Source organism: Nitrospirales bacterium (genome assembly GCA_031315865.1).
Taxonomy (GTDB): Bacteria; Nitrospirota; Nitrospiria; order Nitrospirales; family UBA8639; genus JAGQKC01.
Genome location: JALDRJ010000002.1, coordinates 2876578 through 2895602, shown reverse-complemented (window position 1 = coordinate 2895602; position 19025 = coordinate 2876578). Strand labels below are relative to the sequence as shown.

The 19025-nt window shown below is 51.2% G+C and carries 17 protein-coding genes; 1 reads left to right on the top strand and 16 read right to left on the bottom strand.

Features of this window, described 5'->3' with window-relative positions; all coding sequences use genetic code 11:
• Nucleotides 1-4 precede the first annotated feature (4 nt).
• From MRJ96_13195 to bamA, 16 genes are all read right to left on the bottom strand, one after another.
• Nucleotides 5-808: a glycosyltransferase family 2 protein gene (locus MRJ96_13195; GenBank protein MDR4502400.1), complete on the bottom strand. Its 804-nt coding sequence runs from the start codon at nucleotides 806-808 to the stop codon at nucleotides 5-7.
• On the bottom strand, nucleotides 808-1899 hold the full coding sequence (locus MRJ96_13190) for a glycosyltransferase family 9 protein (protein MDR4502399.1): 1092 nt from the start codon (nucleotides 1897-1899) through the stop codon (nucleotides 808-810). The genes MRJ96_13195 and MRJ96_13190 overlap by 1 nt, the downstream gene beginning before the upstream one ends.
• Before the next feature lie 30 nt (nucleotides 1900-1929).
• Entirely contained in the window at nucleotides 1930-2529 is a 600-nt protein-coding gene (locus MRJ96_13185; protein ID MDR4502398.1) for an HAD family hydrolase, read from the bottom strand.
• A 1-nt stretch (nucleotide 2530) separates the two neighbouring features.
• A complete protein-coding gene (gene waaF, locus MRJ96_13180) occupies nucleotides 2531-3601 on the bottom strand; it encodes a lipopolysaccharide heptosyltransferase II (protein MDR4502397.1) in 1071 nt (356 codons plus the stop codon).
• 51 nt (nucleotides 3602-3652) lie between these two features.
• A complete protein-coding gene (gene lpxK, locus MRJ96_13175; protein ID MDR4502396.1) occupies nucleotides 3653-4762 on the bottom strand; it encodes a tetraacyldisaccharide 4'-kinase in 1110 nt (369 codons plus the stop codon).
• Nucleotides 4763-4782: 20 nt separating this feature from the next.
• Nucleotides 4783-6138 carry a 3-deoxy-D-manno-octulosonic acid transferase gene (locus tag MRJ96_13170; protein ID MDR4502395.1) on the bottom strand — a complete coding sequence of 452 codons (1356 nt, stop codon included), beginning with the start codon at nucleotides 6136-6138 and terminating at the stop codon, nucleotides 4783-4785.
• Nucleotides 6139-6214: 76 nt separating this feature from the next.
• Complete coding sequence (locus MRJ96_13165) at nucleotides 6215-6388, bottom strand: hypothetical protein (protein ID MDR4502394.1); 174 nt, start codon at nucleotides 6386-6388, stop codon at nucleotides 6215-6217.
• Complete coding sequence (locus tag MRJ96_13160) at nucleotides 6385-6885, bottom strand: lysophospholipid acyltransferase family protein (protein MDR4502393.1); 501 nt, start codon at nucleotides 6883-6885, stop codon at nucleotides 6385-6387. The genes MRJ96_13165 and MRJ96_13160 overlap by 4 nt, the downstream gene beginning before the upstream one ends.
• A 2-nt stretch (nucleotides 6886-6887) precedes the next feature.
• Nucleotides 6888-8645 (bottom strand): lipid A export permease/ATP-binding protein MsbA, encoded by a 1758-nt coding sequence (msbA, locus tag MRJ96_13155; GenBank protein MDR4502392.1) that lies wholly within the window; start codon nucleotides 8643-8645, stop codon nucleotides 6888-6890.
• Nucleotides 8642-9718 (bottom strand): lipid-A-disaccharide synthase, encoded by a 1077-nt coding sequence (gene lpxB, locus MRJ96_13150; GenBank protein MDR4502391.1) that lies wholly within the window; start codon nucleotides 9716-9718, stop codon nucleotides 8642-8644. Before lpxB ends, msbA begins: the two co-directional genes overlap by 4 nt.
• A gap of 109 nt (nucleotides 9719-9827) precedes the next feature.
• Nucleotides 9828-10772, bottom strand: a complete 945-nt coding sequence (locus tag MRJ96_13145; protein MDR4502390.1) for a Gfo/Idh/MocA family oxidoreductase — start codon at nucleotides 10770-10772, stop codon at nucleotides 9828-9830.
• 81 nt (nucleotides 10773-10853) lie between these two features.
• Entirely contained in the window at nucleotides 10854-11693 is an 840-nt protein-coding gene (gene lpxI, locus MRJ96_13140) for a UDP-2,3-diacylglucosamine diphosphatase LpxI (GenBank protein MDR4502389.1), read from the bottom strand.
• A 50-nt stretch (nucleotides 11694-11743) separates the two neighbouring features.
• Entirely contained in the window at nucleotides 11744-12559 is an 816-nt protein-coding gene (lpxA, locus tag MRJ96_13135) for an acyl-ACP--UDP-N-acetylglucosamine O-acyltransferase (protein MDR4502388.1), read from the bottom strand.
• A 30-nt stretch (nucleotides 12560-12589) separates the two neighbouring features.
• Entirely contained in the window at nucleotides 12590-13042 is a 453-nt protein-coding gene (fabZ, locus tag MRJ96_13130; GenBank protein ID MDR4502387.1) for a 3-hydroxyacyl-ACP dehydratase FabZ, read from the bottom strand.
• Between the two features lie 108 nt (nucleotides 13043-13150).
• Nucleotides 13151-13729 carry an OmpH family outer membrane protein gene (locus MRJ96_13125; GenBank protein MDR4502386.1) on the bottom strand — a complete coding sequence of 193 codons (579 nt, stop codon included), beginning with the start codon at nucleotides 13727-13729 and terminating at the stop codon, nucleotides 13151-13153.
• A 29-nt stretch (nucleotides 13730-13758) separates the two neighbouring features.
• The gene (bamA, locus tag MRJ96_13120) at nucleotides 13759-16089 is read right to left on the bottom strand and encodes an outer membrane protein assembly factor BamA (protein ID MDR4502385.1); all 2331 of its coding nucleotides are present in this window, start codon (nucleotides 16087-16089) and stop codon (nucleotides 13759-13761) included.
• 470 nt (nucleotides 16090-16559) lie between these two features.
• On the opposite strand from bamA, the gene lon reads away from it, so the two are divergent.
• Nucleotides 16560-19025: an endopeptidase La gene (gene lon / locus MRJ96_13115; protein MDR4502384.1), complete on the top strand. Its 2466-nt coding sequence runs from the start codon at nucleotides 16560-16562 to the stop codon at nucleotides 19023-19025.

The following is a 19025-nucleotide window of genomic DNA, read 5'->3' as shown; positions in this document are numbered from 1 at the left end:
TACTCTAGGAGGGGTGATGCGGCTTGGCGGACTCGTGGAGGTCCAGCTCCCAGAATTTCGCATACTTGACGAACGTATAGTACGCATACAGTCCCGACAAAATAAGACCAGGTCTTCCGTCCAGGATCCCAAGACGCAGAATATACATCTTCAAGAAGGTAAACAGCGGATGCGTGAACAACTGATGCCGATAAAATCGACGCCTTCGTTTCTTCATCTCTTGTGCCATTAAGGAAGAGTAGCGATCCATCTTGGAAAAATAGTGATCGATGGATCGAAAGGGATATTGCTTCACAGGACTCGAAAAATATCCGACCCGTCCATCGACCGTAAAGCTCTCATGCACTAGGTCCTCTTTATATTCAAAATGTGCTTTGTGGAAAAACTGCGGTTGTCGATAATCGGGATACCACCCACAATGTTTGATCCATCGGCCCAGAAAATTATTGGACCTCGGAACGAAATATGCCTGAGCATCGGGACCCTCCGCGAGACGACGACGGACTTCATCACGGACCTCGAGGGTTGCCCGTTCATCGGTATCCAAACTAAACACCCAGTCACAACTCGCATGGGCTATCGCCTCATTGCGTAATCGGCCAAAACCCTCGAAGGCATGTTGATAGACCTGATCCGTAAACTCGCGACTGATCGCGGCTGTTCGATCGGTGCTAAACGAATCCACAACGATAATCTCATCGGCCCAGGTCACACTCTCCAAACATGCGCGCATATTCATCTCATCATTGTAGGCAATGACGACGGCGGACACTCGAGGATGATGCGCAGCGCTCTCCAGACGATCCATTATGAACGGACTCCGTCTAATGGACGTTGAAGTACTGACATTAGCCGATTGGACAACAGCTCATGGGCAGCCTGCACGACCTCGTCAACAGAGATCTCTAGAAGACATTCATGTTGATTGACGTGATGACAGACCTTCTTTCCACAAGGACGACATGGCGTCATTGTATGCAAAATTCGATGGGGTCCTGTTCCATACGGTCCCGTCGCATCAACATGAGTTGGCCCGTACAGTCCCAGCACCGGTACTCCGACGGCCATCGCCAGATGAACGGGAGCAGAATCGTTGGCGATCAGCAGATGTACATGGCGCAGCAGACTTCCAATTTGGCGGATTCGTAGCTTTCCTACCAGATTTAGGCAAGACCGTTGAGGAAGGGAGGAGAAGGCCTCTGCCATCTTCTGTTGTGAAGGAGAACCAAGTAAGACCACCTTTCGATTCGATTCCTGACAAAGTCGTTCCGCAACATAGGCAAATCGCTCAATCGGCCAATTCTTTATTTCTTCGCGAGAAACTGGAGCAATCGCAATGAGTTGGTCGTCTGCCCGAACTCCGGCATTGTCCAAATATTCCTGTATAACTCTTCGATCATCCTCGAAGTCGGGAATGCAAAACGTGGGACGGGATACATCCGCACCCAAAAACCGGGCTATCGTTAAATTTCGATCGACCGCGTGCATATCGACGAGTCGCCAGGGACCGTCTACCTTGACAGGCAGCAAAATACGTCGAGTATAAAACCACGCACTACCTTCCCTTGCCATTGCAAACCCCACACGCTCAGACGCCCCCGACAATGCTGCCAGCGCTCCCGTTCGAAACAGACCTTGAAGATCGATGACGACATCGAACTTTTTCGCCCGGACACGTTGAACGATCGACGACCACGTCTTCAAACTGAACTTGACGGAGAGAACTTCATCCAAGTCCGGGTTGCCGTCGAGGAGTTCAGCCCACTCCTCTTTGACTAACCATGCAAGATAGGCATTGGGAAAGCGTTGACGCAGGGAAGCAAGAGTGGGAAGAGCATGGACGATATCGCCCAAAGAACTGGGTTTGAGAATGAGTATGCGCTCAGGCGTCAAGGTCATACATGTTTATACCAAAAATGGGCTCCCGAACTACTCATGCAATCGAGGGATCGGATCATTCCACGGTCTCGTCTTGGCATCATGCAGGATCCAATCAACAGCCTCGACAAAACTGCGGGTATTTTTTTCGATAGAGAACAGTCCACGTGAAGCCGCGTCGATGGCCTCTTGACTGACAGGGGTCGTTGAGACGAGCACCCCGATGGAGCCCGCATTATGCGCCAGCTCCATATCGCATCGTTTATCGCCGACGACGTAACTCCGGATCACCTCTACCCCCAACTCTTCAACGGCTTGTCGAATGAGGCCCGTTTTCGGCTTACGGCACTCACACGCCGCGTCCGGCACGTGAGGACAGAAAAATATTCCATCCAGCTCTCCGCCACCCTGCTTGAGCATGGCCTGCAGTCTCTCATGAACGGCCTGTAAGTCCGTGCGGGTCAACAACCCACGGCCAATCCCTGATTGATTCGTGACAAGAACGACTTGACAGCCGCCTTGCTTTAATCTCGCAACTCCCTCGACGACTCCGGGGTACAGTATCAGGTCAGCGGGATGTTTCAAATATCCAGGGTCCTCGTTTAACGTCCCATCCCGATCCACGAATATCGTCACGCCATTCAGATGCATATTAACTCATCACCGTTGCCCGAACTTGTTGCATCGCCATATCCAGAGCTTGCTCAACAGAAACCTGCGTCATACATCGGTGATCAATCGGGCAAGACCGTAAAAAGCAGGGCGAACACCTCACAGGCTGACTCACGACCGCGTCATCCATGCCAAACGGTGACGTATGGCGAGGGTCCGTGGACCCGAAAATAGCGACAAGCGGGACATCCAAGGCAGCCGCGATATGCATTGGTCCAGTGTCGTTCGTGACGAACAAAGCGCATCGCTTGATGAGGACCATGAGCTCGCGAAGCGTCGTCTGCCCTGAAAGGACTGTCGGGCGAACCTTCATCAACGAAGCAATCGTGTGGGCCAGCTTTTCCTCATGGGCGCCACCAACGATGATACACTTCACGGTGGCATCGTGACGGCCCGCACGAGGCAGCTGCGCCATCAGCCGATCAGCGAGTTCAGCAAACCGTTCGGGCAGCCACCGCTTAGAAGATCCATACATGGCTCCCGGGTTTAAGCCAACAATATACTCATGTCGTCTTGAAACGAGTTCAGGAAACCGCTCATCGACATCCATCTCGTCTTTTGCTGAAACCTGCAAATGAAGATTCCGGACCGAACTGCGTCCAACTGCTTGCTCGACCAGATTTTGATAATAGTGAACTTGATGGGTCCCTCGTTTTCCGTGCGAGACGGCAATAGGCTTCGAGAGCAACACACGCCTTCCGTCCGTCGCATATCCCCATCGGTGTGGTATTCCAGCCAGCCTTGTCAGGAACGCCGCCTCAAACGCATTCTGGAAAAGAATCGCGAGCTGGAAGTGGAAAGATCTTAACTCACGAATGAATCGGAGTTTCCCCCCAAACCCAGCATGCTCACCGTGATCATCGTATACTAACACGCGGTCAAGAGCCGGATGATCTTGTAGCATTTCTGCGATCGCTGGTCGTGCCCATAAGACAATCGTCGCATTAGTAAAATATTCTCGGACGTCCATCAATGCTGGGGTACACATCACCGAATCTCCAACCCAGTTCGGAGCCCGAATGACGATATGATCAATGCGTTCTTTGCTCACGTACGTCTTCGACATAGACAGAAAGAATTCGGAAAACCGTGCGAGTCCCTCTCATGCATGACGTTGAAAATTGAGCGGAAGACGAGTCAATAAATCTTCCGCGTGTTCTCCCCCTTCTTCAAAGACCGCTTCGAGAGTCACGGCCCACCACTGCTCCAGCTCAGCGAGATATGGAGCTAGTTTGACTCCATCCTTTTCCGTGGTCAAGACAAGATCAGCCTTCTCTCGTCTCGCCAGTTTTCGAATACGTTCAATACGATCATCGGTGTAGGTCACGTGGTCGGGAAACTCCAAGACATTAATGATGCTCACGTTGAGACAGTCGACCGTTCGACGAAATGACAGAGCATTGCCGATTCCACACGCGAGTACGACTCGTTTTCCCATGAGCCATTCCGTTGAACGGCTCTCGCCTGTTTTCACATGTCTGACAAATTGGCAGTCGAATCGAACCAGAATGGATGGAAAGTCTTTTGGAATTTCCGAGTGAAGGGAAAGCAGGAACTCCGTGAGGTTCGACGCTTGATCGGCCCGTGTGACCAGTATGGCCGAGGCCCGTCGTGCGGCCTGCACAGGCTCACGAAGACGTCCTCGAGGCAATAGGCCCTGAATCCCTTTCTTGTCGAGCGCATCGATGAGCAGAAAATCACAATCACGATAGAGACGTAAATGCTGAAATCCATCATCAAGGATAAAACAGTCGATATGCATCTGGTCAAACACCCATCGCCCAACGTCATATCGATTCTTGCCGACGGCCACCACGACCCCAGGACAGTTTCGGGCTATCAAATACGGCTCATCGCCAGCTTCATCAGCCTCAACCAGACAGGTCTCGCCATCAGAGACGAGCAAGCGTTCCGCCGTACTTTTTCGACGATAGCCACGGCTAAGCACTCCCACTCGTTGCCCCCGAGCGCGTAACCAATTGGCCAGCCACATGACCATCGGAGTTTTCCCCGTACCACCTACCGTGAGATTTCCGACGCTAATGACCGGACAAGGAAGCCGTCGAGAAGTCAACCACCCGTCGTCATAGAATTTCCCTCTTGCGTGCACAGCCCAACCATACGGAATGCTCAGGACGCTCAGGAATGACGATGCATGACGCTGAAGCCAAGAAAAGGTTCTGCTGAACTGGACACCGTGATCAATGCTCATATTCGGATGACCGGACCACATCACGACACAATCACATTGGATTGACTTGACGAGACACGAGAAGAAACCTCGGCAGACTCTGTGGTTGGGGAAGAAATCCGTGATCCGAGCAAGGCCAGATTTTTCTGGACGACGCCGCGATGCATCTCTACAGCCTGTCGAGCAGCTTGCCCCACTGTCGCACACCAGGCCGTTACGTGATAGGCCTCAATGAGCGTGGCAGCCAATTCTTCTTCATCATGAATTTCGATCCCACCGCCGGCCTCACGTAAGATTTTGGCGCTTTCAGCACAATGATCGGTGTACGGGCCATACAACACAGGGATTCCCAACTGAGCCGGCTCCAGCAAATTATGTCCTCCGACAGGGACTAAGGTGCCGCCCACAAACGCGACCCATCCCGACGCATACAGACTCGCGAGCTCTCCTCGGGTATCCAGTAGAATCACTCGCGGGGCCTTAGAAGGAAAGGATTCCTGAGACTTGTCCGCGAGCTGACTCTTTCGCAGACACGGAAAGCCATGCCGTAACACCGTTGCCTCGACTTCGGAGATCCGTTCAATATGCCGGGGGGCTATCAATAAAACCAATGAGGGAATCGTTTTACATACACGTTTATAACATCGAAGAAGCTGATCCTCCTCTTCGGGGTGAGTGCTTCCGGCGATAAAAAGACGTTCATGCTCTTGTAGACCTAACTGATCCCGTAAGGCAGGCAACGGATAATCGGTTTGTTCAGGACCGCATAAATCGAATTTCATATTCCCAGTGACATGCACCGACTCAGCTTTGGCTCCCAGCTCCCTGATGCGTTTGGCATCCCGTTCTGATTGCATAAGAAAGAGAGTGATGCAGGACAACACTTGCTCCATGAATTTTTTGACATACCGGTAATGCTCGAACGAATCGGTGGAAAGCCGTCCATTCACCATGATAGCCGGAATCTGTCGCCGGAACATTGTTCGCAACAAATTCGGCCACAACTCCGTTTCGACGAACAGATAGGCCACAGGACCCAAATGCCGAACATACGCATTCACGGCCCATGGAAAATCCAACGGTCCATACGCATGATGAGCCACCCCCGCTAATCGCTGCTCAACAGCTTCACGACCGGTCTCGGTCACGGTGGACACGATAAAGACATAATTCGGGTATTGTTGGTGAAGGCTTTTGACGAGCGGAACGGCTGCGGTCACCTCTCCAAGTGACACGGCATGAACCCACATGATTGGAGCGCCAAGATCTCGAAGATGTTTTGGAACACGGCCCAACCGTTGGGCAAGGCCACGACGACAGCGTGGCTTGGCGAGTAACGTCAAGATAATGAAGGGAGACGCAAGCCAAAGAAGGATATTGTACAAAAGGTATCCCACGCACTTTCTCTCTCATCAGGGTCGACATTCACGTAAGATCACGTATGGCGCCGATGCAGGCCTCACATGATGTCGTTCATGTTTTTCCCTTCCGAAGCATGACGGCTTCGTCTGCCTCATTCGTCAGCTGAAGCAACGTCCGTTCGAGTTCAACCCGCTTGGCTTCTAACGATTTCCGTGAAGCATGTTTATCGACCCATATGGGCTTTCCCCACATGAACAGGGCACGAGCGCAAGGATAGGGGATCACGAACTGATCCCAACTGGAGAAGAGTTTTTTTTTGAATAGGCCACCGTAACGGGAACAATGGGTAACCCGGTCAACTTGGCCAAAAACACGACCCCTTGCTGGACCTTCCATTTTGGCCCCCGGGGCCCATCCGGGGTCACGACCAGGTCCACCCCTTCCCGTCCATACCGAATCAAATCTCGCAAGGCAGCCGTTCCACCACGCGTCGTCGATCCGCGAACGGACCGAAACCCTAATCGACCGATGAGCCGGTGAATCAGCTCACCATCGCGGTGTTGACTGATCAAGACATATGCCTTGCGCCCGCGATACACACATGGCATCATCAATTGTCGACCGTGCCAAAACGCAAAAATCATCGACTGACCATTCCGATACAGGTCGAGCACAGGCTCTTCTCCCTGTCTGCTTATCTCCAACGAACGACCGAGCCATTGAATCAGCCAGGCGCCAAACTTCGGAGCCAACCGCAAAGTCATTCGATTCGTCAGCCGCATCACTAAACCGTATTCGGCTCCAATGTTCCCATCATAGTCTGTTCGAACTGGGTATGGTACAACCGCGTGTACGCACCGCCAAACTGAAGCAATTGCGCGTGTGTACCCACTTCGACGATTTCTCCTCGCTCGAGCACAACGATACGATTCGCATGTTGTACGGTCGAGAGACGGTGAGCGATCACGAGAGTCGTCCGATGACGCATCAGATTCGTCAAAGCCGCCTGGACGAGTTTTTCCGACTCTGAGTCTAATGCTGACGTCGCTTCATCGAGGATCAAAATCGGAGGATCACGCAAAATCGCTCGTGCGATCGCAAGCCGTTGACGCTGTCCGCCTGAAAGCTTGACACCATCCTCCCCCACACGGCTATCAAATCCGTTAGGGAGTCGTTCGATAAACTCCCAGGCAAACGCGGATTGGGAGGCTTCGAGAATCTCCTGGGCACTCGCGCTGGGACGACCATACGCGATGTTATTCCGGATCGTGTCATCAAAGAGCACGGTTTCCTGGGACACAATCCCAATCTGTCTTCGCAACGATCTTCGATCGACCTCACGGATATCTTGACCATCGATCAGAATCATGCCGTCAGTGGGCCGATAAAATCGGGGGACCAAACTCACGAGTGTCGATTTACCGCTTCCGCTGCTGCCGACCAACGCGACAATTTCTCCGGCCTGGACCTTCAGAGAGACATGGCGTAGAGCAGGCTCTTTGGAGCTTTCGTAAGAAAACGACACATCTCGAAACTCTAACGACCGGGTAATGCTCGGCAGTGACTCTTTTCCATGATCACGATCGCATTCATTCTCAAGGTCCAGAACATCAAACACTCGTTTCGAGGCCGCGAGTGCCCGTTGAATGGCATGATTCGCCCCAGACAAACGGCGGATCGGCGCATACGCCATGAACATGGCGGCAAAGAAAGAAGAAAACTCGCCTGGGGTCATGGCCCCGACACTGATCAAATATCCCCCGTACCATGTGATGATGACGGTGCCTGTGACCCCGATGATTTCCATGAGTGGAGACGAGAGAGCGGACACCTGAGCGGCCTTTTGACTCGCTGATCGGTACGCATGATTGGTCCGGTCAAATTTCTGAGTTTCCGACTCCTCTCCTCCATAAGCTTTCACCAATCGAATGCCAGTGAAGGTCTCTTTCAGCACCGAAGCCATATCGCCCATGCTTTCTTGGCCGCGTGTCGCGAGTTTGCGTAAACGTTTTCCGAGACGGACAATCACGAGCGCGGACGCGGGAATAATCAATAGCATGATCGTCGCCAATTTCCAATTTTGATAAAACACGACCCCCATAAGCGCCACAAAGGTCAAGCCTTGCTGAAAGAGATCTTTCATGATGCTTGGGATCGCATTGGCCATTTCATTCACATCATTGAGCACCCGAGCCACCAACCGTCCTGACGCGTTCGAATCATGAAATTTAACCGGCAAGCGCACAACCTGGACGAACAACTGATGACGAACATCCGCGACGATCCAATTACCGACATAACTCATACAATAGGCCTGTCCATAGGCAAAACTCGCCTTCAATAACGCTACGCCGAGTATAATGACCGGTAAAACCTGGAACACGTATTCATCCTGCTCGATAAAAATTCCATCCATCAGGGGTTGTACCAACCAGGCGTACATGGCCTGTAGTCCGGCCACGCCGACGGAACACAGCAACGCCAGGATCAACCGGAACCGATAGGCCCGCACGTAGGTCAGGAGCCGAAAAAAGATGCTCACCCTTGCACCTCAGTCAACACACATTCAGCCGCCCGACGTGACGCCCCCGGTTTCCCTAGAGCCGCGCGAACGTCCTGAAACTGGTCGCGCATGTGTTGAAGTAGCTGAGGATCCCGCAATAAACGTATCGCTTCCGGCACCAATCGTTTTACGGTCATCTCCTCTTGAATGAACTCTGGCGCAATGAGACGGCCAGCCACGATGTTGGCCAGCCCAATATACGGAATCTTGATCACCTGGCGAGCGATCACATACGTCAACCATGAAACTCTGTACAAAATAAACATCGGAGTGCCGATGACCGCCGCCTGTAGAGTCGCGGTTCCAGAAGCCACAAACAACAAATCCGACGCAGCCATGACCTCATTAGATTGATGATCGACGACCGAGACTTGCAGGCTCTTATATTGACTGACCATACCATGAATGATGTCTTCTGACACAGACGCGGATCTCGCGATAATGATGTGCAATTTGGGAAAAGCCTTCCTCGTTTCCCATGCCGCTTCCAACATCGTGGGCAAACATCTGAGGACTTCGTGCTCCCGACTTCCAGGCAAAAGACCTAAAACTCGAGACTCCGCCGGAAGGGTCAATCGTTCCCTTACGGCCGATCGTTGATACGAAGGTTCCATCGTATCCAAAAGAGGGTGACCGACAAAGCTACAGGGGACGCCTGCCTTTCGGTAGAGTTCTTCTTCAAAGGGAAAAATGACGATCATCCGGCTCACGGACTGCTGGATGACTTTCAAACGACGCTTTCCCCACGCCCAGATTTGAGGCGCAATGTAATAGATCACCTGCTGCTTCGCTTTGGCTGCAACTTTTGCCAAACGCAGGTTCATGCCAGGACTGTCGATGAAAACAATGGCATCATACGGCTCTTCCCTAATGATGTTCTTCAAACGCTGCAATGTCCGCATTCCCTGCCACAACTGCTTCACACCCGGAAAACCGATCGCGTCCACCCGATCGATACCAGGAAGCAAGTTCACGCCGGCAGCTAACATATGAGCTCCGCCGACCCCTGTGATGTGAATGCCCGGACATAACTGCTGAAGAGCCTTTGCCAAATTTCCTCCGTGCAAGTCTCCGGAAGCCTCCCCAGTGAGAATGAGTATACGAGGCTTCCTGTTCATGACATTGAAAGAACGCGAGGAATCAATCATGCTCGTCAGATGTTCATACGACAGGAGTTGACAGATGAATCTTCGTTACGATTTGATGCGCCAGTCCCAAAGAGGCCACACCGTCCTCGCCGGAAACCAGCGGAGTCGACTGATGTCTGACGGTGTTAAGGAAGGCGAGGAGCTCCCGTTGAAGAGGCTCATCCTCTGAGCCGGAAAATTGTTCGGTTTCAACACAGGCTTTTTCTCCGGTTCTTCCATTTCGACGGTGAATCGTCGCTTGCCGTTCTTGGTAATTAATCGAAAGATATGCGCGAGACTGAAAAATCCGGCACTTTCGAAGCCGACCGGTAGAGATACGGCTCGCCGTAAATGTCGCCACGGCTCCCTTCTCAAACCTGATTCTGGCATTCGCAATGTCAATTTGCTCAGTCAAGACCGCTAAGCCAGAAGCCTCCACTGAAACCACCGCCCCGAGATCATACGAGAGCACCATATCCAGGTCGTGAATCATTAAGTCCAGAACGACATCAACATCGGTTCCACGAGGTTGAAACGGACTTAACCGGTGACATTCGAGAAACCCTGGCTCATGAATCAAGGGGCGCACGAGTTCCATGATTGGGTTAAACCGTTCCACATGCCCAACCTGCAAAATACAACCTTGGTCCTTGGCCAGCGAAACCAGCCGTTCACCATCTGGGACATTCGTCGTGATCGGCTTTTCGACGAGAACATGCACCCCGGCTTCCAAACAAGTTCGGACAACCGCGAAATGCTGAGAAGTGGGGACAGCTACACTCACAGCATCAACCTTCGACAACATGTGTTGGAAGTGTTGGTAAAAGGGGACGGCAAATTCTTCAGCGATCGCCCGTCCACGCGCTTGATCAATATCAACGATGGCAACAAGGTCTGCATCTGAAAGGGAAGAGTAGATCCTGGCGTGATGTCGTCCAAGATGCCCAACTCCAATCACCCCAACTCTGAGTTGATTCATCGCTAGACAATCACTTTCAATGTAACGAGGGGAATCGGCTCAAAGCCTCTGCCCTGTTTCTCGGCAGTCCTGAGAGTCGATTCATTCAAGACTCAATCGGTCACCAGCACCGTTGACTCCGACAATGGCGATACGATGGGCATTCGCCTGCTCAAGAACGAGGTCACGATCGAGAATCACCGTTCGTCGGGCTTCTAACGCGAGGACAGAGGCTTTTGCATGAATCATGGACTGGATGGACATGGGGCCGATCGCTGGAAGATCAAAACGCAAGTCTTGAGTGGGCTTGCAGCGCTTGACGACCACTGCGCCACCCTGTGCCAACGCTCCTCCACGTTGAATGGCTTGGTCAGTGCCCTCAGCCGCCTCTACCGCTACGACTGATCGATTCTTCACGACCACACATTGTCCGATGTCTAAGTGTCCAATATGATATCCCACGTTCCATCCAAATTGAATATCCTGCCATTCTTTCTTCGTCGGTTCCCGTCTGGTCATCGGACCGGCCTCGACAAGGATGTTGTCCAACCCAAAGGTCGACTCCAAAATGGTAATCCCTTCGCTTTCAAGTTCCTCGGCGATACCCCGCAAAATTCCATCATCGTTCCAATTTTTCAACCGTGCCAGTACTGCCAACGTACGAAGGTCCGGCCGGAGCGTCGAGAAGGCATGTGTCTTTTGTACCCCTCCAAGCATGACCGTTTGATGGATATTGTCTTTTTTGAAAGCATTGATGATTTTATTCAGTTGACCAATCTTGATCCAATGAATCCGCTCGACCGCCTGTTCAAGTTCAGGCGCGGTCTCTCCGATATGAGCCACGGCTGACACGGTGTAGCCGAGTCGACGGGCATTTTCAGCAAAAATGATGGGGAAACGGCCACTCCCGGCGATCAGTCCGATTCGTTCATTTCGGGCCATGCTTATCGACACGGTGGCCTGACCTTTGTCATTTCTTCATACACGGCCGACTACAGAAGATTCTCTTCATGCTCATCGCCTTGTTTTCCCGGACGACTTATCCCGCGTCTGGAGCTTTCAATAAAGGTGAGGAGTTGCAACACATCTTGACTGTGTTCATATTGTGAACGGGCGATTTTGGCCGCTTCATTCAAACGATACTGCTGCCGGAACAGTAAATTATAAGCTTCTTTAATGACCGAGATTCGCTTCGTGCCAAATTTATGCCGACGCAGCCCGATAGAGTTGACCCCGAACAGACGGGCTGGATACCCCCCGGCCGCCCTCATAAATGGCGGCACATCCCGCGAGACCGCACAGCACCCCCCAACCATGGCATAGTCCCCGATACGCACATATTGATGCACGCCGACCAGCCCCCCGATCACAGCATGATGGCCGATGGAGATATGGCCGGCCAATGTCGCCGCGTTGGCCATGACGATGTGATCGCCCAAGTCACAATCATGCGCGATATGCACGTAGGCCATCAGAAAATTATGATGCCCGATCCTCGTGACGCCACCGCCAAAACTCGTCGCACGATTCACTGTGACATATTCACGAAAAATATTGTGATCTCCGATGACCACTCGGGTCGGTTCATCCTGATATTGAAGATGCTGCGGGGGGGACCCGATCGAGGAAAACGGAAAGAGCTTACACCGTCTGCCGATATCGGTATGGCCTTCGATCGTGACATGAGAGACTAACTCGGTCCCGTCACCAAGCCGCACGTGCTCCCCAACCACACAGTATGGGCCAATACTGACATTCTCTTCCAACTCGGCCTTGGGATGAACCACCGCTGTGGGATGGATACTCATTGTGGCAAACTCCGATGAGAGATGAAAAACCTAGGATGTAGGCTCGTCAGTGACCACTGCCGTCATTTCCGCTTCACAGACCAGCGCGGCCTGAATCACGATTCTCCCCTGCATCTTCCAAAACGCGGCCTTATGCTTGAGTAGCTCCACTTCCACTCGAAGTTGATCACCTGGGAAAACGGGCTTTCTGAATTTGGCCTTGTCAACCCCTGTCAGGTAGACCATCCGCCGCCGCTCTCCTTCCGCATCTTTTAAGGCCAAAATCGCGCCCACTTGGGCCATCACTTCCAATTGCAACACCCCGGGCATGACCGGTTGTCCAGGGAAGTGCCCGGGGAAATAGGGTTCGTTACACGTCACATTTTTTAGGCCGACAATGCGTCGACCAGCTTCATACTCGATAATTTTATCGACCAAGAGAAACGGATACCGATGAGGAAGAATAGAGAGGATTTCTTGAGCAGTGATGTCAACGCCAGCCACGATTACACTCCTTCCCTAACAGTGGATAGATGAGAACAGTGCGAATATCAGCGAGAATTTTGTCTAGCATTCTCATGGACACATCACGACACCCTAGGGGCTTCACACTCACAAGGCATCTTGATCAATAGCCTCAATGATCTCATCAGAGATATCCAATTGAGGACGATGATACAGAGTCGATGATCGTTCTCCATATTCAACCACCATATCATACCCACGTTCTTCAGCAAGGGTTGCAATCACCCGTTTGACAGCCGTGCGAAATTCGAGCATGAGTTCCTGCTGTTTTTCTTGGAGCTCACGTGACAGTTCCGCTTCTTTGATCTGATACTCCCGAACACGACGTTGAAACTTTTCTTCCCGTTGCTGTCTCGCCGCTTCGCTCAGCACGCTTCCCTGGTTCAAGAGATCATTCCGCAATTTTTGAATTTCTTGCTGCTCAAGTTCAAGTAGCACTTGTCGGTCCTTCACAAAGGCATCAAACGACTCTCTAAGGGACTTTCCAGTGCTCGTCTCCTCGATCACGCGCTGAAAATCCACGACGGCAACCGTTGAGCGAGTTTCGATAGCCGGACTCATCGTCGTGCAACCCGTAATATTCACCAGCCCCAAAAGGCCAGCAACGAGCCAGAGTCTGACCATCGTTTGGCACGGGATAAGATATTCGATGGAAGACCTATCCATAACTTGTAGAACTCCCCATACGTGTATTCCTAAAATACAGAGCCCACTGAAAATTCAAACACACCCTTTTTCTCTCCATTTCTTCTGGATAACGGTATTCCATACGCAGCACGAAGAGGTCCGAAAGGAGAAATCCACCGCACTTCAAGACCAGTCGTCGGCCTGAGGTTGCAACATATCTTAAAAAAATGAGTTTCCGAAAATCCCTCACCATAATCGAAGAACACCACGCCATTGAACTTGGCTTCAGGCAACACCGGAAAAATCAAGTCCACGTTAAAAATGAGCTGTTTAGTGGCTCCGACCAGCGTTCCTCTTGACGTTACCGGACCGGCTCGTCCAAATTTAAAACCTCTGACCGTGTTAATGCCTCCGACGAAGAATAATTCAGATAATGGCACGGCATCCCCATTGTATCCTTTAGCTAGACCGACCCGTCCCCGCGTGGCGATACGAAGATCCCAGAACGGCAACGGTGTGTACTTCAGTGCGTCAAACGCAAATGAGTAAAAATCGTTCGTTCCCCCGAGCAGCTCGGTACCAAAACTCGCGTTAACCCCGACCCGTGTTCCCGATCTCGGGTCCAGATAAAAATCACGTGAATCTCGAAACAAGGCGGTTCTAAATCCGGTCGTCGTCTGCGTGCCAACCTGATCGAGGATCAGTTCAGGGGCATCCGAACGCGGATGCGAAATTCGAATGCGCTCCCCAACCAACGTGAAGTTTCCGGAAATGTATTCGGAAAAGGCACGGCCGAACGTAATATTCCCACCCGTTTTCTTCTCACGGTAGGTGACAAAGTCTGTGTTCGTCTGAAATCCATCAATCTGCATGGACGTCAATCCATCGTACAAAGCGGGATTCCGAAATGTCAGCACCCCCAAAGTTCTGCGTCCTCCAACCTGCCCTCGAATTCTTGCCGTATACCCAAGCCCCAGAAGATTGCCTTCAGTAATGTCTGCAATCGCCGTGAATTGATCAAGGGTGCTAAACCCTCCGCCGACGCTGAATGATCCGGTTGGCTTCTCTTTCACCTTGACTTCCAGGTCAACTTCTCCGTCACTAATCTGTTCTGGCAAAATTTCAACGGTTTCGAAAAAGTTGAGATTATTTAAACGTTCAAAACTCCGCTTCATGGCCACAGAATCGATCATATCGCGTTCATCGACTCGCAACTCCCGACGAATCACATTGTCACGAGTTTTATTATTTCCCGTGATTTGAATATTACGGATGCGAATTAACTCCCCTTCTTTGATCGTGAACACAATCTCTGCGCTCCGACTCTCAGGGTCAGGTTGAATAGAAGGTATCGGCTCCGCAAACGCGTACCCCCGCTCCCCATAGAGGTCTGTCAATCGAGTAATTTCTTCCCGAACTTTGGCTCGTTGGAACACTTCTCCTGAATGAATGGACAGCCCCTCTTTCAATTCTTTATCCGTAAAAACAGTGTTGTCTTTGAACGTCACTCGACTCACGATGTAGGGCTCGCCCTCAACAATGGGGAAATTCACATCAAATGATTCTTTATTGTCATCGAGCGTAATCGATGGCGTCCCGACTTGAACGTCCAGATAGCCCCTGTTCATGTAGGCCTCTTTGATCCGCTCAACATCGTTAGGGATTTCCTCTTTCTTGAGAATCCCGGCATCCGTAAACCAGGACCAGGGAAGAGACCACTCACGTGTCGCCATCCCCCCCAGTAATTCCTTTCGCGACACGACGCTTCGGCCTTCAAAGGTGACATGTTTGATATGAGCCTGCGGGCCTTCTTGAATGAAAAATGTCAAACGATCGCGATTTTCCCCGATGACCTCAATAACCGGGATGACGGATGCGTGATAATAGCCTTCATCTTGGTAGGCTTGACGAATATTTTCGGCACTGGTGTTGACTTGCTCTTGGTCCAGGAATACCTGACTTTGTACCGTAACTTTTTCTTTGAGGGTGTCTTCAGATAATTCGTGATTTCCGTCAAACACCGTCTCAACATTGAAGGGCTTTTCTTTGACGTGGAACGTCACCTGAATTCCATCGGAGAATTTAGTCGTCTCGACCTGAACATCTTCAAAAAATCCCATTCCATAAATACGTTGAATCTCTGTCCGGATTTTCTGAGGGATGAACGGCTCGCCAATCTTCAGCGTCAATTTGGATGCGATGGCTTGCGCTTCAATGTGCTGGGCTCCCTCGATATCGATCGCTCGAATACGAGTGGTTTCCCCCCATGCACGCGTCGGTGATGTCACAACCCCGGCAGATAACACGATCCCCACAAGACAGCTCGTAAGAACCCTCTTGGCATCGAGAAAGCTCAAACGTCTCCCTGAATCAACAATTCGACGCCACCAGCCGTTCATTCATGTTTCCAGCGACCGGCTTCATGGGACCGCTGCTCTAACACCTTCCCCGGCTCGGCGTACTTCATGGTAAAAACACAATGGTTAATGGTTACAATGATGGAAACCTAGACAAGGAACATTGATTGGCCATACTCGCCAGAGAAGTTGTGGGCCTTTGCCATGATATGCGCTCGACGAATGGGCAGGAAGTCTACGGTTTGTAAGAATAGAATAATTATTAGGAGGTCTTTGAATTATATAGTCGATATGCGATTTTTGTAAAGTCATGAATAAAAACAGCCTGGCAGCATGCTTGGCGTATGAGGTTACCTTGACATTTTTTTTGCCCTTCTCCTAGTATCATGACTTGATGATGAACGTGAAGAAACGTCCGACTCGCAAATCTTGGTTTTATTCCCCAGTCCTACATATTTTCCCACTCTCGCGATCAGAATCGCTGGTCCGTTCAGACCATTCACTTTGATATTATGGAAGGTTCACCTCAAGCAGAAATCCCCTCTTCGCTTCCCCTTTTACCCGTGCGTGACATCGTGGTCTTCCCATACATGGTGCTTCCTCTTTTTGTTGGTCGAGATGTCTCGATCAAGGCCATCGAATCGGCCTTGGCCGATAATCGAATGATCTTCTTGACGACTCAGAAGACACAGGAAACTGAATTACCCAAACCCGAAGAGCTGCATCGGGTCGGGACAGTCGGCGTGATTATGCGTATGCTCAAGTTGCCTGATGAGCGTATCAAAATTTTAGTGCAAGGACTCGCGAAGGCGAGAATTCTGGACTATACGCAATCAGAACCTTTCTATACCGTCAACATCGAGAAAATCGTGGATACCCAAGTCTCAAGATCCGAGCTTGAACATGAAGCCCTCATGAGGACGACGAAAGAAGCGCTTGAACAGCTAGTGAGCTTGGGGAAAGTCATCATGCCTGATGTCTTGACCGTCATTGAAAACCTGGAAGAACCAGGTCGTCTAGCCGACATCATCGCCTCCAACCTAGGGTTAAAAGTCGAAACAACTCAAGAAGTCCTGGAAATTCAAGACCCGTTCGTTCGCCTTACGCGTGTCAGAGAAATTCTTGCCAAAGAGCAGGAAGTGCTTTCGATGCAGCAAAAAATTCAGGCGCAAGCGAAAGGCGAGATGGATAAGACCCAACGTGAATATTTTCTTCGTGAACAGCTCAAAGCAATCCAAAAAGAGTTGGGTGAGATTGATGACCGCACCGAAGAAGCCTCTGAGTTTCGCACGCGCATCAAAGAAGCCAACATGCCAGACCACGTCTTGAAAGAATGCGAAAAGCAACTCAAACGACTCGAAAAAATGCATCCCGATGCGGCTGAATCCGGGACCGTGCGAACCTACCTGGAATGGATGGTTGATCTTCCTTGGAGCAAACGATCCCAGGACAACCTGGATATCAAGAAAGCCTCGAAGGTGCTCAATGAAGATCACTACGATCTTGAAAAAGTCAAAGACCGTATCTTGGAATACCTGGCCGTCCGAAAACTCAAAGAAAAAATGAAGGGACCAATCCTGTGTTTTGTCGGTCCACCGGGAGTTGGCAAAACTTCATTGGGTAAATCGATCGCACGAGCCCTCGGCCGCGAATTCGTTCGGATCAGTCTGGGAGGCACGAGAGACGAAGCAGAGATTCGTGGACACCGGCGAACCTACGTTGGCTCATTGCCTGGACGGATTATCCAGGGGTTAAAACAAGCAGGGACTCTAAACCCGGTGTTCATGCTCGATGAAATCGACAAAGTGGGCATGGACTTTCGTGGAGATCCTTCCGCCGCGCTCCTTGAAGTCCTCGATCCAGAACAGAATCATGACTTCACCGATCATTATCTCGGCGTTCCATTCGACTTAAGCGATGTCATGTTTATCACTACGGCGAACTTGACGGATCCCATTCTGTCTGCCCTGCGAGATCGAATGGAAATCATCGAAATCCCAGGCTACTCCGAAGAAGAGAAGCTAGGTATTGCCCACCGATACCTCATTCCCCGTCAACTCGAAGAACATGGGATCACTGAACACCATCTTCGACTGACCGAGCCCGTCGTACGAATGATCATTTCTCAATACACACGAGAAGCCGGAGTCAGAAATCTTGAGCGTGAAATCGCCAATGTCCTGCGAAAAGTCGCGAAGAAGGTCGCAGAGGGACAAACCGGTCGGTCCATCATCACGCCCAGCACGCTTTATAAATACTTAGGCGCTCCCAAGTATTTGCCCGATCAGGAGTTGGAACATGACGAGGTGGGAGTGGTCACGGGATTAGCCTGGACTGAAAATGGTGGCGATGTGCTGTACATCGAAGCTTCATCAACCAAGGGGAAGGGACAGCTCACATTAACCGGACACTTGGGTGACGTGATGAAGGAATCAGCTCAGGCCGCGTTGAGTTATATTCGAACACAAGCAAAATCCTTACACATTAGCCCTGATGCATTTTCAAAAAAAGACATTCACGTCCATGTCCCCGCGGGAGCCATTCCCAAAGATGGCCCGTCGGCTGGAATCACTATGGCCACTGCCCTGGCCTCAAGTTTGAGTAACATCCCAACCCGTCGCGATGTGGCCATGACTGGAGAAATTACACTACGCGGACGTGTGCTGCCAATCGGCGGACTGAAAGAAAAAATCCTTGCAGCCAAACGCGCAAAGCTTCCCCGCCTCATTCTTCCCAAGCGCAACGAAAAAGATTTGGACGATATCCCGAAGCATCTGCTAGAAGACTTGACATTTATTTTCGTGGAATCCATGGATGAAGTGTTAACGGCCGCGCTGCAAAGCCAGTCGAAACCTCGCGCGACCTTACGATCCATCAATGCGAAAACGCCCGCGACCCGGAGAAAACTCAAGCCCCTTGGCCGCTCGCACACCTCCCCGCGACGAAAAATTGCCAGCCGGAAATCTTCCACGCGTTAA

Bases quoted from the DNA above. Each gene is read 5' to 3' on its own strand.
- MRJ96_13195 (MDR4502400.1), bottom strand. From the start codon at position 808: ATGGATCGTCTGGAGAGCGCTGCGCATCATCCTCGAGTGTCCGCCGTC.
- MRJ96_13190 (MDR4502399.1), bottom strand. From the start codon at position 1,899: ATGACCTTGACGCCTGAGCGCATACTCATTCTCAAACCCAGTTCTTTG.
- MRJ96_13185 (MDR4502398.1), bottom strand. From the start codon at position 2,529: ATGCATCTGAATGGCGTGACGATATTCGTGGATCGGGATGGGACGTTA.
- lpxK (MDR4502396.1), bottom strand. From the start codon at position 4,762: ATGAGCATTGATCACGGTGTCCAGTTCAGCAGAACCTTTTCTTGGCTT.
- MRJ96_13160 (MDR4502393.1), bottom strand. From the start codon at position 6,885: ATGCGGCTGACGAATCGAATGACTTTGCGGTTGGCTCCGAAGTTTGGC.
- MRJ96_13145 (MDR4502390.1), bottom strand. From the start codon at position 10,772: ATGAATCAACTCAGAGTTGGGGTGATTGGAGTTGGGCATCTTGGACGA.
- lpxI (MDR4502389.1), bottom strand. From the start codon at position 11,693: ATGGCCCGAAATGAACGAATCGGACTGATCGCCGGGAGTGGCCGTTTC.
- lpxA (MDR4502388.1), bottom strand. From the start codon at position 12,559: ATGAGTATCCATCCCACAGCGGTGGTTCATCCCAAGGCCGAGTTGGAA.
- MRJ96_13125 (MDR4502386.1), bottom strand. From the start codon at position 13,729: ATGGATAGGTCTTCCATCGAATATCTTATCCCGTGCCAAACGATGGTC.
- bamA (MDR4502385.1), bottom strand. From the start codon at position 16,089: ATGAACGGCTGGTGGCGTCGAATTGTTGATTCAGGGAGACGTTTGAGC.
- lon (MDR4502384.1), top strand. From the start codon at position 16,560: ATGGAAGGTTCACCTCAAGCAGAAATCCCCTCTTCGCTTCCCCTTTTA.